Consider the following 5988-nt stretch of genomic DNA (forward strand, 5'->3'; position numbering starts at 1 on the left):
TCGGGTGCAGCTTCAGCGTGGCGCCCAGAGCCTGCTCCATCCCCGCGATGAACCGCCGGGCCTCCGGCCGGCCGGCGGCGCCGGTCACCGCGGCGGGGATGCTGTGCGGGGTCGGGTTGGCCATGGCGTACGTGTAGGAGCCGGCGAAGAGCCCGGCCGCCGCGGCGATGAGGAACAGGAGCACGGTGGCGGGCAGGAAGGGGGACGCCCGGAAGGCCGCCCAGCGCTCGGCGCGGGTGGGCGGGCGGCCGTGCGCTCCGTGCGATGCATCCGGCATGTCGACCAAGTTAGGACATGAGTCGGAATGCCACCGGGGCGCCCGAGGGGCCCCGGGCACCCCGGTCAAATCGTTCGCGTGTTTTTCGGCCGGGGTGAGATCCTGGACCGCGTATGTCTACGCATCCCGCCCCCGCCCTCGGCACCCTCGCCCCCCGTCTGACCGAGCTGTCGCTGCGCGACGCGCACCGGCTCGGGCGACGGCTCGAGGGCGCGCGCAAGATCCGCAAGCCGGAGGCCCGTGCCACCGTCCTCACCGAGATCGAGGGTGAGATCGACAGGGCCGAGGCCCGGATGGCCGAGCGGCGCGTCCGCGTACCGGCCGTCTCCTACCCCGAGCAGCTGCCCGTCAGCCAGAAGAAGGACGAGATCGCGGCCGCCATCCGCGATCACCAGGTCGTCATCGTCGCGGGCGAGACCGGGTCCGGCAAGACGACCCAGATCCCGAAGATCTGTGTGGAGCTGGGGCGCGGGGTCCGCGGGATGATCGGGCACACGCAGCCCCGCCGCATCGCCGCCCGCACCGTCGCGGAGCGCGTGGCCGAGGAACTGCGGACGCCGCTCGGCGAGTCCGTCGGCTGGAAGGTCCGCTTCACCGACCAGGTGAACCCGGACGCCACGTTCATCAAGCTGATGACGGACGGCATCCTCCTCGCGGAGATCCAGACGGACCGCGAGCTGCGGGCCTACGACACGATCATCATCGACGAGGCGCACGAGCGGTCCCTCAACATCGACTTCCTGCTCGGCTATCTGGCGCAGCTGCTGCCGAAGCGGCCGGACCTGAAGATCGTCATCACCTCCGCCACCATCGACCCCGAGCGCTTCTCCCGGCACTTCGGCGACGCCCCGATCATCGAGGTCAGCGGCCGGACGTACCCCGTGGAGGTGCGCTACCGGCCGCTCCTCGAAGAGGACTCCGAGGACGCCGACCGGGACCAGATCACGGCCATCACCGACGCCGTCGAGGAGCTGATGGCGGAGGGGCAGGGCGACATCCTCGTCTTCCTCTCCGGCGAGCGGGAGATCCGGGACACGGCGGACGCGCTGGAGAAGAAGAAGTACAGATCCACCGAGGTGCTGCCGCTGTACGCCCGGCTCTCGCACGCCGAGCAGCACCGGGTCTTCCAGCAGCACACGGGACGCAGGATCGTGCTGGCCACGAACGTGGCCGAGACCTCCCTGACCGTCCCCGGCATCAAGTACGTCATCGACCCCGGCTTCGCCCGGATCAGCCGCTACAGCCATCGCACCAAGGTCCAGCGGCTGCCCATCGAGCCGGTCTCGCAGGCCAGCGCCAACCAGCGCAAGGGCCGCTGCGGCCGTACGTCCGACGGCATCTGCGTCCGGCTGTACTCCGAGGACGACTTCCTCACCCGCCCGGAGTTCACGGACGCCGAGGTCCTGCGGACGAACCTGGCGAGCGTCATCCTCCAGATGACCGCGGCCGGCCTCGGCGACATCGAGAAGTTCCCCTTCATCGACCCGCCGGACCACCGCAACATCCGCGACGGCGTCCAGCTGCTCCAGGAACTGGGCGCGCTGGACCCCACGCAGAAGGACGTCCGCAAACGGCTCACCGACACCGGCCGCAAGCTGGCCCAGCTGCCCGTCGACCCGCGCCTGGCCCGGATGGTCCTGGAGGCCGACCGCAACGGCTGCGTCCGCGAGGTCATGGTCATCGCGGCCGCGCTGTCCATCCAGGACCCGCGGGAGCGCCCGGCCGACAAGCAGGCCCAGGCCGACCAGCAGCACGCCCGCTTCAAGGACGAGACCAGCGACTTCCTCGCCTACCTCAACCTGTGGCGGTACGTCCGCGAACAGCAGAAGGAGCGGGGCTCCAGCTCCTTCCGCCGGATGTGCAAGCAGGAGTACCTGAACTTCCTGCGCATCCGCGAGTGGCAGGACATCTACACCCAGCTGCGCACGGTCGCCAAGCAGATGGGCATCCACCTCGCCGAGGAGGACGCCCCGGCCGACCGCATCCACGTCTCCCTGCTCGCCGGCCTGCTCTCCCACATCGGGATGAAGGACGTCCGCGAGGGCAACAAGAACGAGTACCTGGGCGCCCGCAACGCCAAGTTCGCGGTCTTCCCGGGCTCGTCGCTCTTCCGCAAGCAGCCGAAGTTCGTGATGTCCGCCGAACTGGTGGAGACGAGCCGGCTGTGGGCGCGGGTCAACGCGAAGATCGAGCCCGAGTGGGTGGAACCGCTCGCCGGGCACCTCCTTAAGCGGACGTACAGCGAACCGCACTGGGAGAAGGACCAGGCGGCCGTGATGGCGTACGAGAAGGTCACGCTGTACGGCGTCCCGATCGTCGCCCAGCGGAAGGTGAACTACGGCCGGGTCGACCCCGAGGTCTCCCGCGAGCTGTTCATCCGCAACGCGCTCGTCGAGGGCGACTGGCGCACGCACCACAAGTTCTTCGCCGACAACCGCCGACTCCTCAGCGAGGTCGAGGAGTTGGAGCACCGGGCCCGGCGCCGGGACATCGTCGTGGACGACGAGACGCTGTACGACTTCTACGACCAGCGGGTGCCCGACCACGTCGTCTCCGGCGCCCACTTCGACTCCTGGTGGAAGCGCAAGCGGCACGAGCAGCCGGACTTCCTGGACTTCGAGCGGGAGATGCTGATCCGGGAGTCGGCGGAGGCGGTCACCAAGGCCGACTATCCCGACTCCTGGCGCCAGGGCCCGCTCAAGTTCCGGGTGACGTACCAGTTCGAGCCGGGCGCGGACGCCGACGGTGTGACGGTGCACATCCCGCTCCAGGTCCTCAACCAGGTCACGGAGGAGGGCTTCGACTGGCAGATCCCGGGCCTGCGGGAGGAACTGGTCACGGAGGTGATCCGCTCCCTGCCCAAGCCGATCCGGCGGAACTACGTGCCCGCGCCGAACTACGCGAAGGCGTTCCTGGAGCGGGCGGTGCCCCTCCAGGAGCCGCTGACGGTGACCATGGCCCGGGAGCTGAAGCGCATGGTCGGCGTCCCCTTCGAGGCGGACGACTTCGACCTGGCGAAGGTCCCCGACCACCTCAAGGTCACGTTCCGGATCGTCGACGAGCGGCGCCGGAAGCTGGCCGAGGACAAGGACCTGGAGGCGCTGAAGCTCCAGCTGAAGCCGAAGGCCCGCCAGGCCCTCTCCCAGGCCGCGGCGGCGACCGCCTCCCGCGAGGGCGGCGAGTCCCTGGAGCGCAGGGGCCTGACCGACTGGACGATCGGCACGCTCACCCGGGTCTTCGAGACCCGCCGGGCCGGCCAGCCGGTGAAGGCGTACCCGGCGCTGGTGGACGACGGCGACACGGTCGCCGTCCGCCTCTTCGACACCGAGGCCGAGCAGGCCGAGGCGATGTGGAGGGGCACCCGGCGCCTGATCCTGCGCAACATCCCGGTGAACCCGGCGAAGTTCGCGTCCGACAAGCTGACCAACCAGCAGAAGCTGGGTCTGTCGGCCAACCCGCACGGCTCCGTCCAGGCCCTGTTCGACGACTGCGCGACGGCCGCGGCGGACAAGCTGATCGCGGACTTCGGCGGCCCGGCCTGGGACGAGGAGTCGTACCGGAAGCTGTACGACAAGGTGCGCGCCGAGATCGTGGACACGACGGTCCGCACGGTCGGCCAGGTGCAGCAGGTCCTCGCGGCCTGGCAGGCCTGTGAGCGCCGTCTGAAGGCCGTGGGCAGTCCCGCCCTCCTCCCGAACCTGACGGACGTCCGCAAGCAGCTCGACGCCCTCGTGAAGCCCGGTTTCGTCACCTGGGCGGGCATACGCCGCCTTCCCGACCTCATGCGCTACCTGGTGGCCGCCGACCGGCGGCTGCAGCAGATGCCGACGGGCGTCCAGCGGGACACCACCCGCATGGAGAAGGTCCACGAGATGCAGGACGAGTACGCCTGGCTGCTGGAACAGCTCCCCAAGGGCCGCCCGGTGCCGTCCTCGGTCCTGGACATCCGCTGGATGATCGAGGAGCTGCGGGTGAGCTACTTCGCCCACGCCCTGGGCACGGCGTACCCCGTCTCCGACAAGCGGATCGTGAAGGCGATCGACGCGGCCGTACCGTAGCCGTTCCCGCACGGAGGGTGAGTTCGACCAGCGGGCTCACCCTCCTGTACAGTCTGTTCTCGCAGCGCAACGCAGCAAGCGGAGCGCCGCGAAACCTGGTCCTGTGGAGCAGTTTGGAGTGCTCGCCACCCTGTCAAGGTGGAGGCCGCGGGTTCAAATCCCGTCAGGACCGCACGGAGTACGAGGCCCACGTCCCCGAGGGACGTGGGCCTCGTCGCATGTCCGCGCCGGCGAGCCGCGGGGCCGCGACCCGCTCGGCGCAGCGGACGCGGGAGACCGCACGGCGCACGGGAGAGGTGCCACCTGCGGCGCCCCGGGCGAACGACGCCCGGCACGGCCCCGGCGGCGGCTCGCGCCCTTGACGACGTCACATTCCGCCGGTACCCAGGGACCAGGGCCCGTTCCCCTGTGCGGTCCGCGGAGGTGGCGTATGGCGGCATCGGCCAGGCACGAGACGCGGGCGCTGCTGAGGGCACATCTGTCGGCCGCCTCGTCCTACCGGCACTTCACCCGCCACTGCCCGATCTGCCATCGCCTGCTGCGGCTGGCGATGGACTCCGGTCCCTGGCCCCAGGAGACGGACGAGGAGAGCGTCGAGGACGACCGTCCCCGCACGGCATGACCTCCTGCGGCCCCAACTCGCTTGCGCGCGTGGGCCGCTGGAACCGGCGCTTCCATTAGCGCACCTATGCCAGCGGCAACAAGTGGGCGGGCGTGTGACGGGAGTCACCGCATGAGTTTTGAAAACCGCGGTATTTACACCCGTCCTACAATGAGTCAATTTAATATGTGCAATTGCACTGCTCCCGGGGGTCGTGCGCAGAGGTTCCGACAGCCCTCCCCAGACTCCGACAAGGCCACTCACAGAGCCGCCATCACACCCCCGACCTGTGCACAAAAAAGATCGCGCTGGACCCGGCGGAGTCCAGCGCGATCTACGACGCACCCTGTGTCGCTTGCCTACAACGTTCTCTTCGGCCTGGGCGTGGGTCCTGTTGGGGCAGGTCCCGCGTCGCTTGGAGCTAGGGTTTCGGGCGCCACGGCGTGTTGGGGGACCTGCCGTATTGCCCGGTATTGAGTTGTTCAGGCCTCGCTGCGCTGCTGCGGGATGCCCGCGAGCAGGGCGCGGACCTCGGCCTCGCGGTAGCGGCGATGCCCGCCGAGCGTGCGGATGGAAGTGAGCTTGCCGGCCTTCGCCCACCGCGTGACCGTCTTGGGGTCGACACGGAACATGGTGGCGACCTCAGCCGGGGTCAGCAGCGGCTCGGCATCAGGGGTGCGAGCGGTCATGAGCGGCCTCCTCGGGAGAACCGAACCTTCTCGGTTCTTTCCTCTAAATTCTGCACCTTGACCCGCGTTGCCCGAAATGGCGGACGCGAGTCGAGTCGGTTATAGGACGAACGGCTTGTCCTCGGCACTACAACTACACCATCTGTCCAGCCCGGTCGGCCAAACCGATGGAATTGCCCTCCCAGGTGTTCATCAGCGACGGAAGCCGATGGACCATGCCATAGCGGACAGTCACGCCACTGTGACGATCAGTCACAGGACGATCAGGAGTCACCAGACCCCCCAAAGCGTGCAATGCTGAGATTCCGCCCATAGTGCACCACACTTGGACGGAAGGAGCCTTCCCCGGACTCCTTGTCCTAT

The 5988-nt window shown here is 69.0% G+C and carries 3 protein-coding genes, 1 tRNA gene and 1 pseudogene; 3 read left to right on the forward strand and 2 right to left on the reverse strand.

Translation table 11 applies throughout. The annotated features are described in order from the left end of the window. Window positions 1–277, reverse strand: a pseudogene (locus ACWEN3_RS39115) (ABC transporter permease); the annotation flags it as partial. A 113-nt stretch (window positions 278–390) separates the two neighbouring features. Here ACWEN3_RS39115 and hrpA point away from each other — a divergent pair. The 3 genes from hrpA to ACWEN3_RS39130 all read left to right on the forward strand — a co-directional run bounded on the left by hrpA (window position 391) and on the right by ACWEN3_RS39130 (window position 4957). Next, complete coding sequence (hrpA, locus tag ACWEN3_RS39120) at window positions 391–4335, forward strand: ATP-dependent RNA helicase HrpA (RefSeq protein WP_452981301.1); 3945 nt, start codon at window positions 391–393, stop codon at window positions 4333–4335. Window positions 4336–4432: 97 nt separating this feature from the next. After that, window positions 4433–4507, forward strand: a tRNA-Asp gene (locus ACWEN3_RS39125). A 258-nt stretch (window positions 4508–4765) separates the two neighbouring features. After that, entirely contained in the window at window positions 4766–4957 is a 192-nt protein-coding gene (locus ACWEN3_RS39130) for a DUF6274 family protein (RefSeq protein ID WP_452981304.1), read from the forward strand. A gap of 461 nt (window positions 4958–5418) precedes the next feature. Here ACWEN3_RS39130 and bldC read toward each other — a convergent pair whose 3' ends face one another. Beyond that, the gene (gene bldC / locus ACWEN3_RS39135) at window positions 5419–5625 is read right to left on the reverse strand and encodes a developmental transcriptional regulator BldC (protein ID WP_003949541.1); all 207 of its coding nucleotides are present in this window, start codon (window positions 5623–5625) and stop codon (window positions 5419–5421) included. Window positions 5626–5988: the final 363 nt, after the last annotated feature.

This window comes from Streptomyces sp. NPDC004561 (genome assembly GCF_053602155.1).